Genomic DNA, 21849 nt, shown 5'->3' with positions numbered 1-21849 from the left:
TTTTTTCTCTTTCTTTATTTTTTTTTATTATTTTTTTTATATAGTCGCAGGATGCTTTTAAAAGGTTTAAATCCTTTAAGTGTCAACCTTTTTTTTAAATAACGAAGAGAAAAGTAGTATGTTTAAAAAAAATTTTAATAAAAGTATTATATTATTCATATTAATACTTTTTTTATTATCTGTAGGTGGTGTTTATGCAAGCAGCGATGCAAATGAAACTACACTATTGTCTGCTGAAGATTCAGTGCTTATGGATAATTCGTATAATGCAGATCAAATGGAATCTAGTCCTGATGATGACTACAGTGTCAATGATGTTATCGTCAATCCTAGTTTTGAAGTAGATAAGACTAGTGGCTGGGATAGTGTTGATGTTTCTGTTGTAAATTCCAATTTTGATGGAAAAAACGGATCATCTTTCGTCAGCTTAACTGGAGAAGGTAGTTATATTTCCCAGAAAATTAACTTTGACACAATTAGTGGTTTAAGTTTCTGGTATATGTCTCCTACAACTAATGCTACTGTTAGTGTCTGTTTGGATGACTCTCCAGTATTGGATTATACTATTGTTAAAACCGGTTATGCTAAATATCGATGGGAAGAAGTTAAATTGGACACATCAACTATAAACGGTTATCATGAATTGAAGCTGCTTCAAAAATATGGAAACGCATATATTGACAATTTCCAGGTGGACTATAATAGTAATGTTTTGGCTAACTTCACAATTGACTCATTCTTGGTTAATGGTGATGAGTTGACTATTGTTTTTAGGGATAAGTCTTATGGTTTGATTTCAAGGTATTATTGGGATTTTGGTGATGGAATAACCTCTAATTTTCAAAATCCAATACACACATTCAAGTTAAGTCAATATAAGATTACTTTAGCTGTTTCTAATGATCATTCAACAGATAGTTATAGTTACACTTTACCTTTGCATGGTCCTACAATTGAACGAACTGGCATTGAGTATTCATCTATTCAAGATGCAATTGATAATGCAAACAATGGAGATACAATTATAATGACTCCTAATGTCTTTGTTGATTCTTATTTTGAAAATCTCGTAATTGACAAGGATTTAACATTGGACTTTAATTCTTGTAAATTATTGTCTAAAGGAGATAATGTTCCTTTGGTTATTGTTAGTGATGGTGCGAAAGTTACTTTTAAAAATATTTCCTTGCAGGGGAATAATATTTTGAAAAGTGATTATCAGTCAAGTTTAACTATTGAAAATTCACAAATATCTAATGCAAACATTACAAGTGATGCTAATATTCTATTTAGGAATAATGGTTTTGGTAATGGTTTTTTAAGTATTGATGCTTTGTGTGCTGTGGTTGAGTATTGTAATTTTAGTGATTATGCTGTTGTTGTTAATGATGCTAAATCCAGAATCAGTAACAATTTTTTTGTTGGCTGTGATATTGCAGTTACTCAAAATGCTGGTGAGTTAAACCTAACAGGTAACAGTATATATGGTAATGGTATTGGTGTTAATGTTAGTGGAGGTGAATCTAATATTAATTTCAATGAAATCCATTCAAACAATAGGTTTGGTTTAGTCTATTCAAATGATGTTATTGATTATTCCAATAATTGGTGGGGTTTGAATAATCCTAGTTTTAATTGTGGTTTAATTGTTCCTGATGATTATTTTGATGTTTTACAAATCAGTGATGCTAGCTCAGGTATGGATTCATGGATAGTTTTAAACATCACAAAACATGATTTGGATTATCACTACTGGATTCGTGGTGTCACTTACTATAATTTAACAATTGATTTAAATCATAATAATCTTGGCGAGGATATAAGTCAATTAGGTAACTTACCTTCTAAATTTTATGAATTCAAATTTAATAATGTTGAATTTGAGATATTTATTGAAAATGGATTTAAAGAATACTTGTTTAGTTGGGGATATCTGACAAGTGATGTTAGTGAAATGAATATTCAATTCATTAATCAGTTTTTATCTATAGAATTGGACACTCGTCAAGTCACATTTAATATTGCTAATGAAACAATTTACCTGACCGTGAACGGTAAAACATATGAAAATACTTATTCTAAGTGGGTTGCTAATGATACTTTAAAAATAAGTTATATTACTCCATCCACTTCGTTTAAGGATACAATGGAAGTTGTTATTGAGTGTAATGATTCTGAAGCGATTATTTTTTACACTTTGGATGGTAGTGATGCAGGATATAGTTCAACCCGTAAGGTTTACACAGGTCCGTTCACTATTAATGAGACAACTGTTGTTCATTATGTTGCTTTAGATTCATTAGGTAATTTTTATATGATTGAAGATTCTATAATTCAGGTTAATGATCTTTCAGTTACACGAAATCACTGTTTTATTTTATTTTCAAGTGTTGGTGGAGAAACAGGATATAATTCTATTTATTATACTTTAGATGGGACAAATCCTGTTGATAGTAATTCTAAAATTGTTTATACTCATCCTTTTTTCATTGAAGAAGTGTCTAATCTTCGTGCGAGATGGCCATATTATTTTTGGACTGGCACTGAAAATATTTTAAAATCATATCCTTTTAGGATATATACTTATAATTATGATTTTTCAACTACTTATTTAAAAGAAGTTAACACAACAAGTTCTGGTGCTGTTTGGGGTAAATATCAGGGGGATATTAATAATTCTGGTGTAACCAATTATTCTGGTCCTTTAAATAATATTTCTAAATGGTCATTGGAAAATTTTATAAGTAGTGGTTCTGCTGTTGTTGATAGTGAGGGCCATATTTTTATTTCAGGTGATGATGGTTACTTATATTGTTTAAACAGTCAGGGATTAGTTATCTGGAGGTTTGGAACAACCAGTAAAATTATCTGTACTCCTACAATTGGTAATGATGGTAATATTTATTTTGTCAATTGGCTGAACAGTACTTTGTATTGTTTATCTCCAGAAGGGCAGTTGGTTTGGAAATATGTTTTAGGTGATTATAATACGGGTTCCAGTCCGATTTTTGGTTATAATGATACATTGTATGTGATTAGTGGTGATGATACTTACTCTACTTTATTTGCATTTAAGGACATGAAATTGTTGTGGTCATCTAAGTTTCCTGCATTGATTGCACATACTCCGATTATTGGTGATGATGGTGCTGTTTATTTAATTTCTAAAAGTAATTATTTATTTGGTGTTAATGTTGATGGATCGTTAAAATTTGGAGTATATTTGACTATTGGTGATGAAGAGGCCCTTAATGTGATAAGTGGTAATCCTGCCAATTTTGTTGTTGGTTCTGGTTATTATGCTTCATTGAGTCGTGATGATAAGTTTATTTATATTGTGGATCATTATGCAGTTTCTGCTTATTATTTTAATGGTACTCATGCTTGGCATAAACGTGTTTCAGGGGCTTCTGGAACTCCAACTGTATATAATGGTGTTTTATATGTGTCTGGGACTTCTGGTTTGTATGCGCTTAATGCAAGTGATGGTAATCAATTATGGTTTAAAGCTTTGAAAACCACTAGTCTTTCATTAAGCTCTCCATTAATCAGTAATGATTCAGTGATTTATTTGTCTGGTAACAGTACTGTGTATGCAATATCTTTGGATGGTGAGTTGTTGTGGAGTTATAGTATTCCTTCCAAGTATGGTGGTGCTTTCAGTGTTTCCAGTCCAACTCTTACGGATGATGGCACTTTAATTGTAACTACCATTCAGGGAATTTATGCTTTTAATGATATTGCTGCTGAATTCACTTATAGTCATGTTGATGGAACTGAACGTACTATCCAGTTTACTGATTTGTCGACTAAGGGCAATAACAGTTATTTCTGGTCTTTTGGTGATGGTTATTATTCAACTGAGCAGAATCCGCAACACATGTATGGAGAACCTGGCAGGTATCGTGTGGAGTTGGTGGTTGAGCATGATGGTGTTAATCTTGCTCGTAACACTACCATTGAAGTTGTTTCATATGACATTACTCCTCCTGCTCCGGTAACTGCATACATCAACAATACTGTAACTTCAGGTGGTGTTTTCCCATCCACTCAGACTGTAACATTGTCTTCCCGTGATGATTCTGACGAATACATTATTTACTATACTGTTGACGGTTCCAATCCAATGAACAGTTCCACCAGAAGAATGTATATTGAACCTGTTGACATTGAATCGTATACTGTGTTGAATGCTGTTGCTGTTGACCTGTCAAATAATTACGGCAGGGTCACTTCATTGACTTTCAACATCACTGATGCCATTAATGTTAATGATAGGGTCAATTCCACTTTGATTCAGATGATTCAGGAGTTGTTGGATAATGCGGAACCCTATTCCAAATTTGTTTTCGATTATCCGGTATTGTATGGTGCCAATTTCACCATCAACAAGCCTTTAAACATTATCACTAATGTGAACACAAGGTTGGTGGGAAACAGTGTTCAGCCGGTTTTCACAATCAATGCCGATAACACTACCATCAACGGGTTCACTATTGAAAATGGTGCTGATGGGGTTTTAATCAACAGCGCAAGCAATGTGAAGATAATAAATTCCATCATATCCGGTGATAATGGTGTGGCGATTAGTAATGGTGAGAATGTTGTCGTTAAGGATACTCAAATCGTCAATTCCACTAATGGAATTCAGGTTACCGGTTCAAAGGATACTGTAATCGACAGGGTAAGTGTTGTGAACAGTACTAAAAACGGAGTTTATCTTAAAGGTACAAGTGGTACTGTCATCAGCAATTCTTTGCTTGAGAATAATGGTGTTGATCCGTATTTCTCTGAGGCCAATAATATCCTTTTGGATGGTAATGAAAATACGAGGATAGTCAACAATACCATCAATTACGGTTATTTCGGATTGTATTTTAAAAATACCAATAAGAATACTCTTGTTGACAATAATGTTATTTATGAGGGCATTGGTGATGCAATATATCTGTCAGGCAGGTATATTGGTTTGAATGTTACTCATAATCGTATTGAAGGCTGTTTTATGGGTATCAACTTCAACGGTTACAGTGAGGATGTTGAAGTGTTGAGCAATCTGATTTGGAAGATTCACTCTCATGAAGGTGAGCCGGAAAGCGGTCGTGAATATGACTTGTTCTATAATTTCCGCCATACAACCGATTTGTATGCTCAGTATGATAATGCTATTCAGGTGTTTGAGCTTGCAAGCAATTTCCATGGTGAGGTTCATATTGAAAACAATGTTTGTGTTCTTGTTGAGCATCGTGCATGGGAATCACGTAAGACAAGCACTCCTATCCAAAGTGGTTGTGACGGTTATGGCTACAACCTGATGGACGGGTCTGATTCATATCATTGGTTGACAAGCGGTGCAACACACTATCAGGAAGGTTTTGTGAATCTTGTCCTTGATCGTATTGGTGATTCATCTTATCGTTTGAGATTGCAGAATATGCGTACCGGTGAGTTTCTCTCTGAGATTCCGGCTTTTGATGTGACTTTCACTGCCGGCAGATACACTCAGACTGTTAAGTTCATTGACAATCAGGCGGTTGCGACTTTTGATGTGGCGTCATCGATTACCACTATTACCGCTAAGATTTCGGCGGAAATCAAGAAGTCCATTTCTTGGAATACTCCTATAGCGGAGGGTTATTCGTCTTCTAATCGTGACCATGATCCGGGTTATGAGGCTGGTGAGGCGATTGACAATCCTAATCCTAAGGCTCCAAGCATTGCTGATATGATTAAAAGGTTTACTGGTAGTGGAAATTCCAATGCTGGTAACGGTTATGGTACCGGTACCGGTAACGGTCAGGGGTCAGGTAATGGTCATGGTTCCAGTGGTCATGGTGGTTCTGATTTGAATGGTCGTGAAGGTGAAGTGGAAGGTGATGTTTCCACAGTTCAAAGCAACACTGGAACTTCTCCGTCTATTGGTGTTGAGGCTGCTGCTAGTGGTGATTCTGAGTCTGTTGAAGGTGGTTCTGAATCTGGTGAGGTTCCGGAATCTGTTAATGCATACGAAGTAAAAAAAGTTATTAATATAGATGATAGTAATTGGAAATTTGTTCTAGCTGTCGTGTTGTTTTCCTGCATTGTCCTTTGTGGTTATGCTTACAGGAAACGCAAAGATGATGATGGTGATGAAATTTAAATATTGTAGAGAGAAAGATTAGTTTTGGTCTTTCCCCCGGATTCCCATAAGTGGAATCTGGGACTGTTGAATTGGATATGTTTTTCTCCTTAAAAATGCTGGACATATTCCATGTCTGGTTTTTTTATATGCTAAATGAAAAAATTTAAACACGAAAAATAAATCGAGGGGTTTTCCCCTCTTTTTTTTATTAATAGGAGGTTTTTTATTAATGCTTTCTTTTTTTGGTGACACTTTCATTGCAGATGCGATGAACATTATCTCACAGAGCCTGTCAATACCGGTATTGATTATTCTTTTGATTATTGTGGTTCTTTCACTCTTTTTATTGGGTGAGGTGATTGCCGAGTACTTTAAAAACAAAAATCATAAAGTCAGGGATACTCGTGATATGATGTGGGCGATTAACAATGCCCCATCCATTGATGAGGTTAAAAGTATTATCAAAAACAGTAATATTCCCTCAAATCAGAAGGTTATACTCTCAGAGATTGCTAACTCTTCAACCATGAAAAAATCCTCACGTGAGGCTCTAGCCCGTAGACTCGTTGAGGTTGAAGAGGAGCGTGTGGATAAGACTTTGAACAAGACTGATGTCATCACCCGTGTAGGGCCGACTTTGGGTTTGATGGGTACTTTGATTCCTATGGGTCCCGGTCTTGCGGCTTTGGGTGCTGGTGACATTAACACTTTGGCATCATCCCTGACAATTGCTTTTAACACAACCATTGTGGGTATCGGTTCCGGTGCATTATGCTATGTGCTTGGAAAAATCAGAAAGCAGTGGTGCGATAAGGCCTTGGCTGATTTGGATGCATTGTCTGATGCGGTGCTTGACTATATGGAGTAGATACCATGGTTAGAAGCAGACAGCGTAGACGTGAGCGTGTTGAGGAAGATCCGATGGCCGGAACATCCAACCTGGTGGATGCGATGCTGGTTATTGCTGTTGGGTTTCTGGTTTTTGTCATTATCTCATGGAATATGCAGGCGATGATTGATCCAAGCGAGAATATTCAGGAGCAGATGCAGCAGAAAACCACTGAAATTGATCAGGGCACTCAGTTGGATGAGGCTCCGGATACCAGCAACAGTTCAGGTCAGGGTTATACCGAGATGGGTAAGGTTTATAAGGATCCATCGACGGGCAAGCTCATCATGGTCGAAGGATAGTTTATATTAATTTTTTCTATAATTAAACTAACGGTTACCGGGGTGACTGTTATTTTAATTACTTGTTTTTTTATTTATTTGTATTTGTTTTTTGGGATTCATGTTTTTTCATCATGTGATATGAGCATATTTGTGTTTTTGTGCCTAGTCGCAGTTTGGCAATGTTAATAATTGTCAAAAAACATATTCAATGCTAGTTATTAATATAAATGGAGGTGTTATTCATATGACTTCGGAAGTGCTGATTATGACTCCAAGTGCAGTTGCAATGGCTGCTGATAGTGTTGTTACAGTAAATGGAAATAAAACATATGAAGGGGTTAATAAGTTGTTCATGTTGTCTAAAAATCCGCCTATGGGGATTATGATATATAACAATGCAAATTTCATCACTATTCCATTTGAAACTTTAATCAAGGATTTTCGAGAACAAATGAGGAATGAAGATCTCAACAGTGTTGATGATTTTAGAGACAAATTCAAAGAATATCTTGAAAATGAGCCTCAAAAGAATGATATGGTTATGATGTCTCTTCAAAAGAAAATTGAAGTATTTACAGACCACATGACAAACGAAATTAACGATTATAATGAAAATACAATTGGTGATTGGTTAATTAACAATTCCGGTTTAGATGTCTTTGATGAATATAAAGATATTATCTTTACGATTTTCTTTAAGATCAAATATTAAAATAATCAATCATTTATATATTATCGATTATTATATTAATCATATATTTATATATGAACGACCAATATAATAATTAATAATTTATAATTAATTTGTGGGAGGATAAAATTTATGAATTCTGATGAAAAAAATTCAATGCGAAATTACCTTCAAAAGCAAACAACTGAAATGCCCTTGATATTAGATGAAGAATTAAGTTACCATAATGAAGCATTTAACCATAGAAATGACTTTAAAGATATAACCAAAGTCATTGATGATTTTTTAGAGGGGGACAATATTAATCGTTTTATTGTTTTGCCGGGATTGAGGGGTGTTGGAAAAACAACAATTTTATATCAAGTCTATGAATATCTGTTAAAAACAAAAAACATTAATCAAAATCAAATCTTGTATATATCATGCGACCAAATCAATAAAATAACAAAATGCGATATTTTAGACACGATAGAGTTTTATCTGGATGAATTTCATCATTTAACTCCAAGAACTATTAATAAGGAATTATTTCTTTTAATTGATGAGGCTCACTTTGATAAGGATTGGTCAATGGCGGGAAAAATAATATATGATCAAAGTAAAAAAATATTCATGATTTTCACCGGATCATCAGCTTTAAAATTAGAATATGAAAATGAAGCTAAAAGAAGAATGATAAGAAATTCTATTTTTCCATTAAATTATTCACAGCATTTGAAATTAAAATATAATTATGATACTGGAAGCATTTCAAATGAATTGTTCAATCTGCTTTTTACATCTGAAATTGACAAATCCTGTGAACTGGAGCAGAAAATAAATATGGATTTAATGGGTCTTAAAAATTATACCTCTAATGATTGGGATAAATATTTTAAATTTGGAGGATTTCCATCTGTAATGCATGAAAAAACAGAAAGGAAAGCCTGTGAAAAACTCTATGAATCTGTGGATACCATAGTTACAAAAGATTTGGGAACAATAAGAAACATCACGAAAGATAGTGAAGACCATTCCCTTCGTTTATTGCAGTTTTTAGCGCAAAAATTTCCCGGAGAGGTATCCCAGGCCACATTGGCCCAAAGTGCAAATACAAATAAAAGTACAGTTAATTCGTTGCTTAGACTATTGGAAAAAACACAGTTGATATTTCATTATGAACCTTATGTCAGTCCTGGAGGTCGTGTGAAAAAATCATGGAATTATTATTTTGCTAATTCAAGCATTAGGCATGCCATAAATTTTCACTTCGGTTTTTCTTCAATGAAAAAGGAAGATTATGAGGGAATATTGGTTGAAAATCTTGTAGCATCAGCATTGTTTAATGCAATGAATAATGAAAATTATTTTAAATTTGATGTTTTTTTCGATTATGGTAAAAATACGGTAGATTTTCTAATTAAAAAAGGATTTGAAAATCCGATACCTATTGAAGTCGGTCTTGGGGAAAAAACTAAAAGACAAATCACAAAAGCGATTAACAAGTATGGTTCCGATTATGGAATAATAATCTCCAATACAACTGAGGTCATAACAAAAGATGATAATGTCATTTATATTCCTATAAAGACATTTTCATTATTATAAATGGGTTAAATTAATTTTAACTATATGTTTAAAGATTGATTAGTGTTGTAACATATTAGGTTGTGTCTAAAAAGATAGGGTTTGGCGAAAGGATAGTGTCGCAACTATCAAATAACAAAGGTGGCGGAAACCTACAAGACAGTCACTAAAAAAATCAAAGTAGTAATCAGATAAGGGGAAAAATTTTCCTTATCGTTTCTTTTTTCTATTAATATGGAGGTTTTTTTATTAATGCTTTCTTTTTTTTTGGCGGCACTTTCGTTGCGGATGCGATGAACATTATCTCACAGAGCCTCTCCATACCTGTATTGATTATTCTTTTGATTATTGTGGTTCTTTCATTGTTCCTGTTAGGGGAGGTGATTGCCGAGTACTTTAAAAACAAAAATCATAAAGTCCGGGATACTCGTGACATGATGTGGGCGATTAACAATGCCTCATCCATTGATGAGGTTAAAAGTATTATCAAAAACAGTAATATTCCCTCAAATCAGAAGGTTATGCTCTCTGAGATTGCCAACTCTTCAACCATGAAAAAGTCCTCACGTGAGGCTTTGGCAAGAAGACTCGTTGAGGTTGAAGAGGAGCGTGTTGACAAGACCTTGAACAAGACTGATGTCATCACCCGTGTAGGGCCGACATTGGGTTTGATGGGTACATTGATTCCTATGGGTCCCGGTCTTGCGGCTTTGGGTGCTGGTGACATTAACACTTTGGCATCATCCCTGACAATTGCTTTTAACACAACCATTGTGGGTATCGGTTCCGGTGCATTATGCTATGTATTGGGTAAGATTCGAAAGCAGTGGTGTGATAAGGCTTTGGCTGATTTGGATGCATTGTCTGATGCGGTGCTTGACTATATGGAGTAGATACCATGGTTAGAAGCAGACAGCGTAGGCGTGAGCGTGTTGAGGAAGATCCGATGGCCGGAACATCCAACTTGGTGGATGCTATGCTGGTTATTGCTGTTGGTTTTCTGGTTTTTGTTATTATTTCCTGGAATATGCAGGCGATGATTGATCCAAGTGAGAATATTCAGGAGCAGATGCAGCAGAAGACTACTGAGATTGATCAGGGCACTCAGTTGGATGAGGCTCCGGATACCAGTAACAGTTCAGGTCAGGGTTATACCGAGATGGGTAAGGTTTATAAGGATCCGTCGACGGGCAAGCTCATCATGGTCGAAGGGTAGTTTATATTAATTTTTTAGATAATTAAACTAACGGTTACTGGGGTGACTGTTATTTTAATTACTTGTTTTTTTATTTATTTTTAATATTGTTTTTAACATGCTAATTTTTCAAATGGCAATGTACATCTATCTCTGATGATTTGGCATTCTCTTTAAGATATTTTTCATTTTTTTATTAAGTGTAAACATGGTTCATCATTTTTGTTTTTCATCAATGTTGAATAAATTACTATTTATATGCCTATCGATTTAGATTCAATAATAATGTATGAAACATATTTCTAACATTTTTAATTATATGATTCTCTGATTATTTCACATTTAAATCAAATCTAAAAAAATTAGCTTAAAAAAATCTACAGTTAAATAATGATGGGGCATCTAACTTCTCATAATGATGAATTGAACCATCTTTTCCGCACCGATTGTTATGGATGACAAAAGCATTATTCCAGATATTGCGAATATAATAATCCAGATTTTAGGATCCCACTTCATAATTTTTGTTCCATCTAATGTGTAAAGGGGAAATAAGTTAAATGTAGCTAAAAAACTATTAACAGAGAATCCTACAGTGCAAATTAAATATATTAATGTAAAAACATTAGAGTATGCTTTTAAAGGAAATATTAAAGCTGCAATTACTATGAATAGGATTGCAAGAGCCATATTAGCCATCGGTCCGGCAATTGCGATTCTGCCATTTATCTCATCATCCATATTGTCATCATTAGTAAAAACTGAACCCGGCATTGCAAATACGATTCCGATAAATGATGATGCAAGTGATATTAATAATCCAAGGGGCCATGCTTTAAATTCGGCTTCATAACCATATTTTGCTGCAATGTATTTCTGTCCAAGCTCATGCACTATAGACCCTAAGGCTACACCCACCATGACAATCGGTAAAATTGAAACGAATTGATGGACATCTAGTCTTACACTTGATATTGCAAAAGCGACTGAAAGTACAATGAATGCAATGATTAAATCCCTTACTTCATTCTTTGTAAATTTCATATAATTTTAAATATTATATTATTTTATATAAAATTTTTTCTAAAAAATATTAAAATGAAAAAAAAGTTATATTGATTTAGAATTATTTTTAAATGTTTCCTAAATGAACATTTTTGATTCCTTTATCCTTGGCTATCTCCCTTGCCTTATAGAGTATTTCAGCCCTTGTCGGCTCAATGTCATTCATTTTATAGTATGGGAATGCCCTTGAGAAATGCAGCGGCACTTCAGGACCCAATTCCTCAAGTACAAAATCGCATAAGGCAGAAATTTGGGAAATTGAATCGTTATAATCATTGATTATCAAATTTGTTATTTCAAGGTGCTTGCCCTCATCATAGACCCTTTTTATGTTATTCAGAACTACATCCAAATCCGCCCGGCAGACCTTTTTGTAAAAATCGGCTGACATTGACTTGAGGTCAATATTGAAGGCGTCGACAAAACCCAACACCTCCTCAATGGACTTGTCGGAGAAGTATCCGTTTGTGACGTAAATAACCTTGAGGTTTTTCTGCCTTGCCAACAGGGAAGTTTTCTTGTTGAAAGGCAAGTGTATGGTAGGTTCATTATAGGTCCAAGCAATTGACTTGCAATTGAATTTAAGTGCATTTTCCACAATCGCTTCTGGTGTTATCTTAATGCCTCTTGAATACTTGTCATATTCCTGTGATATCATATAGTTCTGGCAATGCAAACAGGCCATGTTGCATCCAAAACCGCCTATCGAATATGTGAAAGTGCCCGGCAGGAAATGATTCAATGGCTTCTTCTCGACGGGATCAGGCGAAAGTGATGAGACAATACCATATGACTCGTCAAACAGCTCGCCGTTGATGTTCTTGTGCTGACAGCAAATTCCCACATTGCCGTCGGCTATCTTGCAATAGTTTGCGCAAATCTCACAGCGAATCTTTTGAGTCTTGGAACTTTTCTTGTACAAATCACTACTCACTAACATAATGCTCATAACCCTCATTCTTAATTCTTTCAACAAAGCCGTTTTCCAATGTAAGCTCAATGACATCGGAATCGTTTACCTCACCAATCACGATGCAGTCAATCGGCAATTTCTCCAGATTCTCCCTTGATATTGTAAACAACAGCTCAAAGTCCTCGCCGACATGAAGAATCAAATCCAGATAATCAAGGCCCAATTTGTCGGCCAATTGCTTGTACTCATCGGAAACGTTCAGCATCTCCTCATAAATCATGAAGCCATAATCGTCCTTTTTAATCTCATACAGTTCGCTTGCAAGCCCATCGGTGATGTCCGTTGCGGATGTCGCATAATCCTTTAGTATTAATCCTTCCTTAATCTTTGCCTCTGGCCTTAAGGCATGTTTGACATAAACATTATCCCAAGTGTCCAGTTCAAAGCCTAATGCTGCAAGGCCGATATCGCCGGTGACGGCTATCAAATCGCCTTTGTGATAGGTATCCTTCATTAACGGGCTATCACTCAAACCTAATGCCGTTCCGTTAATGATAATTTCGGACGCCTCATTGGTGTCTCCGCCAATCAATGGAATTGAATAGTAATCGCAAGCCTTCAAAACCCCATCAATGATTTCTTTAAAGTCATCCAATCTTAAATCCTTAGGAATAGCTATTGCAAGTAAGAAACCTAAAGGTTCGGCTCCCATGGCCGCAAGATCACTAACATTGACTGTGACTGCCTTGAATCCCATGTCAAAATATGTCATGTTCTTTGGAAAATGCCTTGACTGGATTAGCATGTCACATGTGGAAATCAGGTTTGTATCGTTGAAATTGGTTATTGCGGTGTCATCCGGTGTGATATCTTTGGAATTGGAAATAATATATCTAACCAGTTCCTTTTCACCGATGTCTGAGACTTTCAAGGTCATGAATATTAGTATAAATTTTAAAATAAATAAGTCTTTAGAAAAACGGAATATGATATTGGAAAATATCAAAAAATGATAAATTATAAACCTATTGAGTTGACTGTGGAAAATTAATTATGAACGGCAGTAAACTAATAATTAATGAAGATAACATGTTCAAAAATAGACAACCTTGAATTAATATTGTTGATTATGTATACTAAGTATACATTGTAAACTATATATACTTAAACTACACATATATTATTAGGTGATATAAAATGGAAACCAAATCTATCAGAGTCAGTTTAATTAATCATGAAAGATTAGCAGACATTGGACACAAAAATGATTCTTTCAATGATATTATCTCTAAATTATTAGATGAGTATGAAGAATATCAAGGAATCAAAGACTTAATTGAAGCAGATAAAGAATTTGCAAATGGTGAAGGAGTTCACTTTTCTTCATTAGATGAACTTGACACATACCTAGATGATTAATATGGAACTTGAATTTAAACGTTCTGCTTTAAAACAATTGAAATACTATAAAAAGAAAAATCCAATAGCTTATAAATTGATTCGTGAAAAATTAGAAGAAATATTAAACAATCCTGAAGACAGCGATTATAAAAAAGTAAAAAAATATCCAAAATACAAAAGAGCAAGAAAAGGAAATTATAGAATCTGTTTTAGAGTAGACAACAATTGCATTTATATTGGACGAATTGAAGATCGCTCAAAAGTATATCAATAGTTTTTTTCCAAAATAACCTCAAAAATTCAAAAAAAGTAAGTGAATTTCAGAACTATAAGTGTTCTGAAACTCTGTCCTTGATGATTTCATACATTCTTTTGTCGATTCCCAAAGGATCTGTTAGAACGATTTCGCCATCGAATTTGACAGGCTCTTCATCGTGGTCGTGATGGTGGTGATGATGATGTCCGTGACTGTGTCCATGGTCGTGGTCATCGTGGTCATGATGGTGGTGATGATGACCTTCTTCTGACTCAAAATCGCTTTCAATGCCAAGCATTCCTGGAATGTCCCTTTTTGTATGTAATCCATGTGCGACAAAGACCGGTACAACGATGATTTTTTCCAAATCGTTTTCTTCTGTTAATTTCTTGATTGTTTCAGGGATTCCCGGTTTTCTGATTTCCATGAAACCATATTCCACCGGCATGTCCGGAAACTCTTCTGCATACATTTCCTTATAAGCCTTAATTACTTCCTCACCATCGTCCAATCTTGAACCGTGTGACAATAATAATATTCCTGTTTTATCTGACATAAATATCAACCATTATTAAATTTTAAGTTAAATTCTATTAAGTTATCTTGATTAAAAAATTTTTCAAAAAAATATATGGAAAAACAATCATTTTCCATCAATCATTTTAGCTAAAATGTCTATTAGGATATCGTCCGCTTTGATAGGCTCCGGATATAATATCTCTCCATCGAACTCGACCGGAGTCAAGTCATGCACATGGTCGTGGTCGCCATGGTCATGTGAATGTGAATGCTCATGTTCATGGTCATCCAAAAATCCTAGGATGTGTGGAATATCATGGGTTGTGTGCATTCCAGGAGCAATGAAGACAGGTATGACAACAAGCCTTTCCAGTCCGTTCTCATCGACAAGTTTGTTAATTGATTCAGGAATGCTTGGTCCGCACAATTCCATAAATCCAAAGCTTGAAGGCAATTCGCAGGTCTTTTCAAACTTATTGTATAATGCGGTTGCGAATTCCTTGTTGTAATTCAATCTGGAACCGTGGGTTACAAGCAAAATTCCGGTTTTTGCATCGTCGCCTAATTTGGATTCGGCCAATGCCTCTTGAATCCTTTTATCTATGATATCCAAAAGCTCATCCCTCGGGCCGATTGAACTTAAAAGTTCAATTTCGCCGTCAAAATCGACATCGGGAGCTATTGACAAATAATGTTCAGGCGGATAGTTACCGTCGGGACATCTCGGATCTTCCTCCAAAGGTTCAAGACCTAACAATTGCGGAATGTCGATGTTGGTGTGAATTCCTGGAGCTAAAAATACAGGAAGAGCGATGATTTTATCCAAATCATCAATTTCCTCTTTTAGAATGTCTACAGCACCAGCAATAGTAGGCTCTGAAACTTTCATGTATCCTATTTCAGCCGCAAGACCAGTCTTTTTGATAAATTTCTGTTTTATTTCAGTGAACACCTCTTCAGCGTAGGGCAAGGTACTGCCGTGGCTGACGAGAATTACACCGGTATTACTTGATAACTTTGAATTTGTATCCATATGAGATTACTCCGTCTTCTCCATCCTCTCTAACTCTTCTAAATACCATTTCAACATCGTCGCCGATTTCAAGTGAATCCACATCGCAATCGACTAGTTGTGTGGTTAATTTTGCACCTTCTTCAAGTTCGATGACAGCTACAGCATATGGAGCTGATTTTTTAAAGTCATCAGGTGCTGATCTGATTACTGAATAAGTGTATATTTTTCCTTTTCCTGAAAATTGGAAAGGTTCAAGGTCTCCTTTTCTCCTACAGTTAGGACAAACAACACGAGATGGGAAGAATACTTCACCACAGGTGTTACATTTGGAACCTATAAGATTATATCTCTGTTGTATATGACGCCATGTTCTTACAGTATCGGACATGTAATGCCTCCTATAATTTTCAATAAGTATAATTTATCTTCAATAATATAAATAGGTATTTTTTTTATTACTATTTTTACGAAATCTGCAAAAAATTATTACACTTTTACACAAAATCATATAGTCGCACTTCAAAAAGCGATTTATAAATTCCACGGCAAACCTTTAAGAATGAAACTGAGAAAACCAGACTCGAAAGGCAATATAATTGTAGGCACTACCGGCATTTTAATTTTAATGTTGCTGTTGATGTGCATTTTTGTTTTAAGTTCAATAAATTATATCCAAAATCAAAACATTGAATCACAAGCCAATGACAACTTCAAATACATCATTGATGACTATTCAACAAATTTGGAGGTGCTGGGAAGGGAATCGATAGCCGAAGCAACAGAGAAAGTGTACAATGGACTGCCGGTTCATGACAGCGAAGGCCAAATCAAAAAAAATCTAGATAAACATTTGAACATGAAAAACGATGAATTCGAGGATAAATATGACGTTGACCTGTCATCTGAAGTCCTCTCAGTCGAGGCAAGCGATTCGCCATGGAAGGTTCTCTTTAGGGTGAAGCTGAACGGTGAAAAGGACGATGAGAGATTTTCACAAATCATTGAGAGAAATGCAACGATAGAGGGTTTGAGAGATCCGTTGCCAATAGCCAAGCTGACAATAGTTTCAGGGGTTATGGCCTATGACGATAAGATACACTACAAAACAGCACTGTCCGCCTATATGCTTCTGCACGATTTGGATTCTCCGGAATCATATATTGAGGCAACCGCACCTATGACAATCAAGAAATGCCCATATGACCCTTATGTTCATCACGGCGACCCGGGGGTATTGGATGACTGTCTGGATACAGGATATTTTCATGAAAGCGCTGACGGAAGCTGCTACTTGTGCAGGCTGGAGGGCAAGGGCAAGTGCCCACATTATGGAATGGAAGTATTCATACAGACTCATACGCCATTGGGCAATGAATCGCTGTCATGTTCGGACCATGTTGTCTTTGCAGATCATTACAACGGCGAGAAGATTGACCCAAACGACTGGGACAGCCTGATTTTGGATTCATCACACAGAAAAAAATACGGGTTGAGTGACTATGGCAATGCGACTGATTGAAATCGGAATAATCCTGATAGTGATTGTGATGATTTTTGGAGTCATCCTCACTTCGGTTGAAAATTCCACTGAAAAAGTCATGAAGACACAGGAAATCAATAATATGGAAAAGCTAGCCTCTGAAACCCTTGACTATTTAATAAACAATCCAGGAATTCCGAATAATTGGAATGAATATGTAAAGGGAACTCCAGGACTTGCAATCGTGAATGTTGATGGACAGACAATTCCCAACAGCGTCTCCTATGCCAAACTGATAGCCTTGGGCGAAAATTATGAGGATATGGTATATGAAAAATTGCTGGGCTCGAAAATCAAATCTTCGATTGAATTGATCCCGCAAGAGAGTACCATTTCAAGTGTAAAAATAGGTGACAGTGATGAGGGAAATGTAATCTTTTCAACCAACAGACTGGTGAAATGTGACTTTTACAAGGGCTATGCTCTCATAGACTTTCAAAATGATGGAAAATGCAATAAGCATCATGCACAGGATAAACATAGCTGCAATTACTTCAAGGTGTTTCCAGGCAATCTACGGAAATCTGATTACTATCTGTTGGTGGACAACGATGAAGTGTATCATCTAAAATACATTGTCGGCACTACAAGTGAAGAGGAAGCTCAGAATTGGCAAACGGCCCACTCCAACAAGATTTACTTAAATGACAAAATTGATTTCACGGATGACAGTGCCGTTGTGTTCATTCATCTCGACAAGCCTCATGCAAGAGCCGTGCTGGTGTCTGTGCCAAAGGATTTCGATGAGAAATTCCTGAACTACGATTACTTCAGGACCAACGAATGCAAATTGACGATGAAGGCATGGTATTGATAGCCCTAAATTAAAACGCCCAATATAAGCAATGAAACTGAAATCAATATCAGGCTTGAAATTGAGTCTGTGATACTTGTTGAAATAGGAATCACGATGTTATCCGGGTCCAGGTTATTGTTATATGATGTGATTGACACGTAATAGACGATAGTCACCATGATTGCAACCAAAATCAGTCCCGCAAATGTTGAAATCATAAGTATCTTATCAAATCCTACACCGGTTACGCCAAGCCCATAGGAAGAACCTTCAGCCAAAAGGCCTATTAATGGGAACACTATAATGGCTAAAATAAAGCTGATTATAAAGTTGTGAACAGCTTCCCCTTCCGGTTTTTTAAACGGTTCGACCAAACCGGAGTGAAGTCCTGATGACAATCTTGCACCCAAAATACTGATGAGGCTACCGCACTCACCTGAGAATAAAGGTAACAATGTAAGCAGGCTCGGATTTGTAAGCAATGTTTCAACTGCAGAGTTCAAGATTCCTCCGGCCGCTCCTCCCAAAAGGGAACACAAGAGTAAAACCGGGGTGGATTGCTTTAAGATGGATTTGGTTTCATATGATAACCTGTAGCAATAAACAAAACTAACCGCAACGGCTATTAATATTATAACGAGAACACAATCCTTAAACATCATGTTAAACTTCATTGCCTGTAGGATAAACACTGAAGCTATGATTGCCGGCAATGTGAAAAGATCACCGAATGCCGCTATGATTGGACTTGTGATATTATCCGGGTCCCATCCGTGCTCAAAACTCTTGAATGATACAATCATTGTTATCGGAAGCATAATCAGGTTTGAAATCACACCGGCAATTACGCTGATTAAAATGAAATCGAGTACGCTCATTGAAGGCTGATGCAGTAGAATACATAATGCCTTTGCAATTATTGCTAAAAACAATGACAGGACAAGTGTCAAAACAAATGATGAGAATATGTTATAGTTCAGCTCTTCTGAAAATTCGAATTTTGCAGATATTATACCAATGTGAAGGTTTGTTGATAGCCTTGAGGCAAAAGAACCAAAAATGTTTCCCCTCATTCCAATGGCTCCAGGGATAATTACCAGTAATCCTGGAAAAGCTTCAAGGAAAAAGGTCATCTTACCCAAAATAATACCTGCACATAAATCGCCTATTGCACAAATCAATAGGGCTATCAGGCTTTCTTTGATTACAGAACTGTGTTCTTCAACAAAATCAGGAAATGTTGAAATTACAGATAGTGGACTGCGAATCTTCTTCTGTTGTTCTTTCACAAATATCACTACCCATAATCATTTTATCACTCTTTAGTCTTCGTCTTCTAATTCTTCTGGAATGTCTTCTAGTGAACAGGTTCCGGCAGCCAATTTTTCAAGCAAATCTGCTCCTTCGTCTGTTCCTTTTAAAATTAAAGTATCGTCCGGTAAAAGCATTGTGCGTTTATCTGGTCCGTAAATCCATGATGAACCTCTTCTGATTGCAATTACTCTCATACCTGTACGATTTACTAATAATAAATCTCCTAAGGTATTGTTTGCTAAATCTGAAGATTCTTCGATTCTTACTCTAACAATACTTTTATCTGATTCTTCCATAACCATCTTGAATACAGGGTGTGGTTTAAACCCGGTTATTACTAAATCGGCCAAATCTTTAGCTGCGTTTGCAATACTTTCAGCCGCTTCGGCGATTTCAAGCAATGCGGTTAGTTTTTCCGCATCTTCATAAGATCGTGCGGCAACTAATGATTCTTTTTTGATTTCATAATTCATTGCATTGACTTCATTTTCCAATGCAAGAACCTCTTCAGCTGCTGCTTTACTGTTGAATAAAACAGCTGAATAAGCTAAATCAACCATTAATTCCGACATATTTTTCATTTCTATTAAAAGATTTTTAATTGACAATTCAAATTCCCCTAAAGATCATTTGGATTTGTTTTTAATAAGCATGCTTTTCTAAGTTTCAATAAGGTCTTTTTCTTGGTTTTCAAGTCCTCAACCTCTTCGAGAATGTTTTGCAAAGGCTCTCTTAAGTATTCGACTGTTTCCTTTTCATGTAGCCAGTGGCAGTTTGTACAGTTCCAAACACCTTTGCCCTTAATCCATTCCCCTCCGGTCGCTGAGTCTCCACATGGATAAAATGGACAATAGCAGAAATCGCAGTATTGGCCGTCCCAGTGGCATGGGTAAAACTCGCACTCACGGTTTGGTCCGTGAGGGACTTCACCATTCAAGAACTTTTCATAATGATTTTGTGATAAAGGATGAATTTTTGACCTGATAACGTATCCTCTTGGTGTAATCAGGTTATTATCTTGAACATAAGTTATATCGTTTCCGACAATCAATGTGCAGGACATGTTTACGATGTCCTCTGTCAGGTCCTTGGCCTTGACTATTGTTGCTTTTGGAGGCTCATAGGTACTGTCCACAATGCCTATCAGTGCATCCTCACCCTTGATTTCCAAAACACATTGTTTGAATCTTCTGAAAGGTTCCTTACGTGTTTTGCTTATCGGATTGTATATTGCAACTATCATATTGGCCTCAAGCGCATACCTTAACTTCTTCTCGATTTCAGACATTGGGGTTAGGATGTTGCTTAGGCTGATTGCCGCAAAGTCATGTAAAGGTGCGCCTAGGTGGCTTGATGCATAATTCAGTGCAGATACACCTGGATATACCTTGATTTCAACGCCTTCATATTTGCTGACAATTTGATACAGCACGTTTGCCATTCCAAAGACCCCTGGGTCTCCGGAACTTATTAATGAAACGGTTTGGCCCTCAAGACTTTTTTGGATTGCAAATTCGGCTCTAGCTATCTCATCACCCATACCTTTTTTGATGACTTCCTTATCTTCAATCAGGTCTTCAATCTGGTCGATGTATTTCTTATAGCCTATTATCACATCTGACTCCTCAATGGCCCTGATGGCTCCCAGAGTCATGTTGTCCCTATTTTGACCAATTCCTATTACATTAATCATGGTATCACTAGTACAATTGTAAAATTGAAGTTATTGTTATGGTGTTCTCATCAACTCTCAATCCGTTTTCCTTGTATTCAGCCTGTCCTGTGGCAATAACCTTGTATGAAGGAGTTTGGCTGATTACAATTTGGCCGGAAGTTGAATTAGGAGAAGCGTAACCTAAAGCTTCAATATTAACTGTTAAATTCTTATTGTCAGTATCATCATAAGTGGTTATATTCATTGAATCGACGTTCACACCGTCAACCTTCGACAGCTCCTCCATTTTCAGCCCGACATCCTTCTTGTTTGTAATGTTGACCGGAGTCGGATCCTTAATCAATGCCTCGTTAACATTTTCAGGACTGAAAAATTCAGTGACCTTGGATATCTGCATATCAATTAAAGCTTGAGGATTTGGAGCTTCAGCTGTAACGATTGTGTATGAACTGAAAAGTCCCAATTCAAAAAATACAACAAATAATACTATAATTAAAATAATTCTAACTATCTTATTCGCCATTTTATCACAAACTCAATCTTTTATAATTAAAGATTATATTATAGTATGTTTAATTTTATGTTTAATATATAATAAATATAACTAAA

At 36.0% G+C, this 21849-nt stretch carries 21 protein-coding genes; 11 read left to right on the top strand and 10 right to left on the bottom strand.

The window, feature by feature from the left end; translation table 11 throughout:
* Nucleotides 1-118 precede the first annotated feature (118 nt).
* The 7 genes from MBBTH_RS11215 (at nt 119) to MBBTH_RS10285 (ending at nt 10767) form a co-directional block, all read left to right on the top strand.
* Nucleotides 119-6139: a chitobiase/beta-hexosaminidase C-terminal domain-containing protein gene (locus MBBTH_RS11215; RefSeq protein ID WP_116592957.1), complete on the top strand. Its 6021-nt coding sequence runs from the start codon at nt 119-121 to the stop codon at nt 6137-6139.
* A 211-nt stretch (nt 6140-6350) separates the two neighbouring features.
* Entirely contained in the window at nt 6351-6989 is a 639-nt protein-coding gene (locus MBBTH_RS10310; RefSeq protein WP_116592955.1) for a MotA/TolQ/ExbB proton channel family protein, read from the top strand.
* A 5-nt stretch (nt 6990-6994) separates the two neighbouring features.
* The gene (locus tag MBBTH_RS10305; protein ID WP_116592951.1) at nt 6995-7312 is read left to right on the top strand and encodes a DUF2149 domain-containing protein; all 318 of its coding nucleotides are present in this window, start codon (nt 6995-6997) and stop codon (nt 7310-7312) included.
* Nucleotides 7313-7559: 247 nt separating this feature from the next.
* Nucleotides 7560-8006, top strand: a complete 447-nt coding sequence (locus tag MBBTH_RS10300) for a hypothetical protein (RefSeq protein ID WP_165814074.1) — start codon at nt 7560-7562, stop codon at nt 8004-8006.
* Nucleotides 8007-8117: 111 nt separating this feature from the next.
* Nucleotides 8118-9572 carry an ATP-binding protein gene (locus MBBTH_RS10295; RefSeq protein WP_116592953.1) on the top strand — a complete coding sequence of 485 codons (1455 nt, stop codon included), beginning with the start codon at nt 8118-8120 and terminating at the stop codon, nt 9570-9572.
* 272 nt (nt 9573-9844) lie between these two features.
* A complete protein-coding gene (locus MBBTH_RS10290) occupies nt 9845-10444 on the top strand; it encodes a MotA/TolQ/ExbB proton channel family protein (RefSeq protein ID WP_116592952.1) in 600 nt (199 codons plus the stop codon).
* 5 nt (nt 10445-10449) lie between these two features.
* On the top strand, nt 10450-10767 hold the full coding sequence (locus tag MBBTH_RS10285; protein ID WP_116592951.1) for a DUF2149 domain-containing protein: 318 nt from the start codon (nt 10450-10452) through the stop codon (nt 10765-10767).
* A gap of 381 nt (nt 10768-11148) precedes the next feature.
* Here the strand turns inward: MBBTH_RS10285 and MBBTH_RS10280 are convergent, their stop codons facing one another.
* From MBBTH_RS10280 to thiL, 3 genes are all read right to left on the bottom strand, one after another.
* Entirely contained in the window at nt 11149-11790 is a 642-nt protein-coding gene (locus MBBTH_RS10280; RefSeq protein WP_116592950.1) for a zinc metalloprotease, read from the bottom strand.
* Nucleotides 11791-11878: 88 nt separating this feature from the next.
* Nucleotides 11879-12751, bottom strand: coding sequence for an AmmeMemoRadiSam system radical SAM enzyme (gene amrS, locus MBBTH_RS10275; RefSeq protein ID WP_116592949.1), 873 nt, complete (start codon nt 12749-12751; stop codon nt 11879-11881).
* The gene (thiL, locus tag MBBTH_RS10270) at nt 12738-13661 is read right to left on the bottom strand and encodes a thiamine-phosphate kinase (RefSeq protein WP_116592948.1); all 924 of its coding nucleotides are present in this window, start codon (nt 13659-13661) and stop codon (nt 12738-12740) included. The genes amrS and thiL overlap by 14 nt, the downstream gene beginning before the upstream one ends.
* A 260-nt stretch (nt 13662-13921) precedes the next feature.
* Here thiL and MBBTH_RS10265 point away from each other — a divergent pair, with 260 nt between their 5' ends.
* Together MBBTH_RS10265 and MBBTH_RS10260 are read left to right on the top strand one after the other, a co-directional pair.
* Nucleotides 13922-14143 (top strand): hypothetical protein, encoded by a 222-nt coding sequence (locus MBBTH_RS10265; protein ID WP_116592947.1) that lies wholly within the window; start codon nt 13922-13924, stop codon nt 14141-14143.
* Nucleotide 14144: 1 nt separating this feature from the next.
* The gene (locus MBBTH_RS10260; RefSeq protein ID WP_165814073.1) at nt 14145-14399 is read left to right on the top strand and encodes a type II toxin-antitoxin system RelE family toxin; all 255 of its coding nucleotides are present in this window, start codon (nt 14145-14147) and stop codon (nt 14397-14399) included.
* A 52-nt stretch (nt 14400-14451) separates the two neighbouring features.
* Here the strand turns inward: MBBTH_RS10260 and cfbA (MBBTH_RS10255) are convergent, their stop codons facing one another.
* From cfbA (MBBTH_RS10255) to MBBTH_RS10245, 3 genes are all read right to left on the bottom strand, one after another.
* The gene (cfbA, locus tag MBBTH_RS10255; RefSeq protein ID WP_116592945.1) at nt 14452-14937 is read right to left on the bottom strand and encodes a sirohydrochlorin nickelochelatase; all 486 of its coding nucleotides are present in this window, start codon (nt 14935-14937) and stop codon (nt 14452-14454) included.
* A gap of 87 nt (nt 14938-15024) precedes the next feature.
* Nucleotides 15025-15933, bottom strand: a complete 909-nt coding sequence (cfbA, locus tag MBBTH_RS10250) for a sirohydrochlorin nickelochelatase (RefSeq protein WP_116592944.1) — start codon at nt 15931-15933, stop codon at nt 15025-15027.
* Complete coding sequence (locus MBBTH_RS10245; protein ID WP_116592943.1) at nt 15905-16303, bottom strand: Zn-ribbon domain-containing OB-fold protein; 399 nt, start codon at nt 16301-16303, stop codon at nt 15905-15907. The genes cfbA (MBBTH_RS10250) and MBBTH_RS10245 overlap by 29 nt, the downstream gene beginning before the upstream one ends.
* A gap of 171 nt (nt 16304-16474) precedes the next feature.
* On the opposite strand from MBBTH_RS10245, the gene MBBTH_RS10240 reads away from it, so the two are divergent.
* Both MBBTH_RS10240 and MBBTH_RS10235 read left to right on the top strand, forming a co-directional pair.
* A complete protein-coding gene (locus MBBTH_RS10240; protein WP_116592942.1) occupies nt 16475-17434 on the top strand; it encodes a hypothetical protein in 960 nt (319 codons plus the stop codon).
* Nucleotides 17415-18269 carry a hypothetical protein gene (locus MBBTH_RS10235; protein ID WP_133241963.1) on the top strand — a complete coding sequence of 285 codons (855 nt, stop codon included), beginning with the start codon at nt 17415-17417 and terminating at the stop codon, nt 18267-18269. The genes MBBTH_RS10240 and MBBTH_RS10235 overlap by 20 nt, the downstream gene beginning before the upstream one ends.
* 5 nt (nt 18270-18274) lie before the next feature.
* Here MBBTH_RS10235 and MBBTH_RS10230 read toward each other — a convergent pair whose 3' ends face one another.
* The 4 genes from MBBTH_RS10230 to MBBTH_RS10215 are packed head-to-tail and all read right to left on the bottom strand — an operon-like array spanning nt 18275 to nt 21763.
* Nucleotides 18275-19540, bottom strand: coding sequence for a magnesium transporter (locus MBBTH_RS10230; RefSeq protein ID WP_116592940.1), 1266 nt, complete (start codon nt 19538-19540; stop codon nt 18275-18277).
* Between the two features lie 33 nt (nt 19541-19573).
* Nucleotides 19574-20173 carry a potassium channel family protein gene (locus MBBTH_RS10225; RefSeq protein WP_116592939.1) on the bottom strand — a complete coding sequence of 200 codons (600 nt, stop codon included), beginning with the start codon at nt 20171-20173 and terminating at the stop codon, nt 19574-19576.
* 11 nt (nt 20174-20184) lie between these two features.
* Nucleotides 20185-21258, bottom strand: a complete 1074-nt coding sequence (cobJ, locus tag MBBTH_RS10220) for a precorrin-3B C(17)-methyltransferase (RefSeq protein ID WP_116592938.1) — start codon at nt 21256-21258, stop codon at nt 20185-20187.
* A gap of 7 nt (nt 21259-21265) precedes the next feature.
* Nucleotides 21266-21763, bottom strand: coding sequence for a hypothetical protein (locus MBBTH_RS10215; protein ID WP_116592937.1), 498 nt, complete (start codon nt 21761-21763; stop codon nt 21266-21268).
* Nucleotides 21764-21849 lie beyond the last annotated feature (86 nt).

The organism is Methanobrevibacter thaueri, assembly GCF_003111625.1.
Classification (GTDB): domain Archaea; phylum Methanobacteriota; class Methanobacteria; order Methanobacteriales; family Methanobacteriaceae; genus Methanocatella; species Methanocatella thaueri.
Note: the sequence above shows the minus strand (reverse complement) of the source record. Positions and strands in the feature narration are given on the sequence as shown.

Excerpts from the sequence above, each read along its gene's own strand:
- MBBTH_RS11215 (WP_116592957.1), top strand. The coding sequence starts at position 119 with ATGTTTAAAAAAAATTTTAATAAAAGTATTATATTATTCATATTAATA.
- MBBTH_RS10310 (WP_116592955.1), top strand. The coding sequence starts at position 6,351 with ATGCTTTCTTTTTTTGGTGACACTTTCATTGCAGATGCGATGAACATT.
- MBBTH_RS10305 (WP_116592951.1), top strand. The coding sequence starts at position 6,995 with ATGGTTAGAAGCAGACAGCGTAGACGTGAGCGTGTTGAGGAAGATCCG.
- MBBTH_RS10300 (WP_165814074.1), top strand. The coding sequence starts at position 7,560 with ATGACTCCAAGTGCAGTTGCAATGGCTGCTGATAGTGTTGTTACAGTA.
- MBBTH_RS10295 (WP_116592953.1), top strand. The coding sequence starts at position 8,118 with ATGAATTCTGATGAAAAAAATTCAATGCGAAATTACCTTCAAAAGCAA.
- MBBTH_RS10290 (WP_116592952.1), top strand. The coding sequence starts at position 9,845 with ATGAACATTATCTCACAGAGCCTCTCCATACCTGTATTGATTATTCTT.
- MBBTH_RS10285 (WP_116592951.1), top strand. The coding sequence starts at position 10,450 with ATGGTTAGAAGCAGACAGCGTAGGCGTGAGCGTGTTGAGGAAGATCCG.
- MBBTH_RS10280 (WP_116592950.1), bottom strand. The coding sequence starts at position 11,790 with ATGAAATTTACAAAGAATGAAGTAAGGGATTTAATCATTGCATTCATT.
- amrS (WP_116592949.1), bottom strand. The coding sequence starts at position 12,751 with ATGTTAGTGAGTAGTGATTTGTACAAGAAAAGTTCCAAGACTCAAAAG.
- thiL (WP_116592948.1), bottom strand. The coding sequence starts at position 13,661 with ATGACCTTGAAAGTCTCAGACATCGGTGAAAAGGAACTGGTTAGATAT.
- MBBTH_RS10265 (WP_116592947.1), top strand. The coding sequence starts at position 13,922 with ATGGAAACCAAATCTATCAGAGTCAGTTTAATTAATCATGAAAGATTA.
- MBBTH_RS10260 (WP_165814073.1), top strand. The coding sequence starts at position 14,145 with ATGGAACTTGAATTTAAACGTTCTGCTTTAAAACAATTGAAATACTAT.
- cfbA (WP_116592945.1), bottom strand. The coding sequence starts at position 14,937 with ATGTCAGATAAAACAGGAATATTATTATTGTCACACGGTTCAAGATTG.
- cfbA (WP_116592944.1), bottom strand. The coding sequence starts at position 15,933 with ATGGATACAAATTCAAAGTTATCAAGTAATACCGGTGTAATTCTCGTC.
- MBBTH_RS10245 (WP_116592943.1), bottom strand. The coding sequence starts at position 16,303 with ATGTCCGATACTGTAAGAACATGGCGTCATATACAACAGAGATATAAT.
- MBBTH_RS10240 (WP_116592942.1), top strand. The coding sequence starts at position 16,475 with ATGAAACTGAGAAAACCAGACTCGAAAGGCAATATAATTGTAGGCACT.
- MBBTH_RS10235 (WP_133241963.1), top strand. The coding sequence starts at position 17,415 with ATGGCAATGCGACTGATTGAAATCGGAATAATCCTGATAGTGATTGTG.
- cobJ (WP_116592938.1), bottom strand. The coding sequence starts at position 21,258 with ATGATTAATGTAATAGGAATTGGTCAAAATAGGGACAACATGACTCTG.
- MBBTH_RS10215 (WP_116592937.1), bottom strand. The coding sequence starts at position 21,763 with ATGGCGAATAAGATAGTTAGAATTATTTTAATTATAGTATTATTTGTT.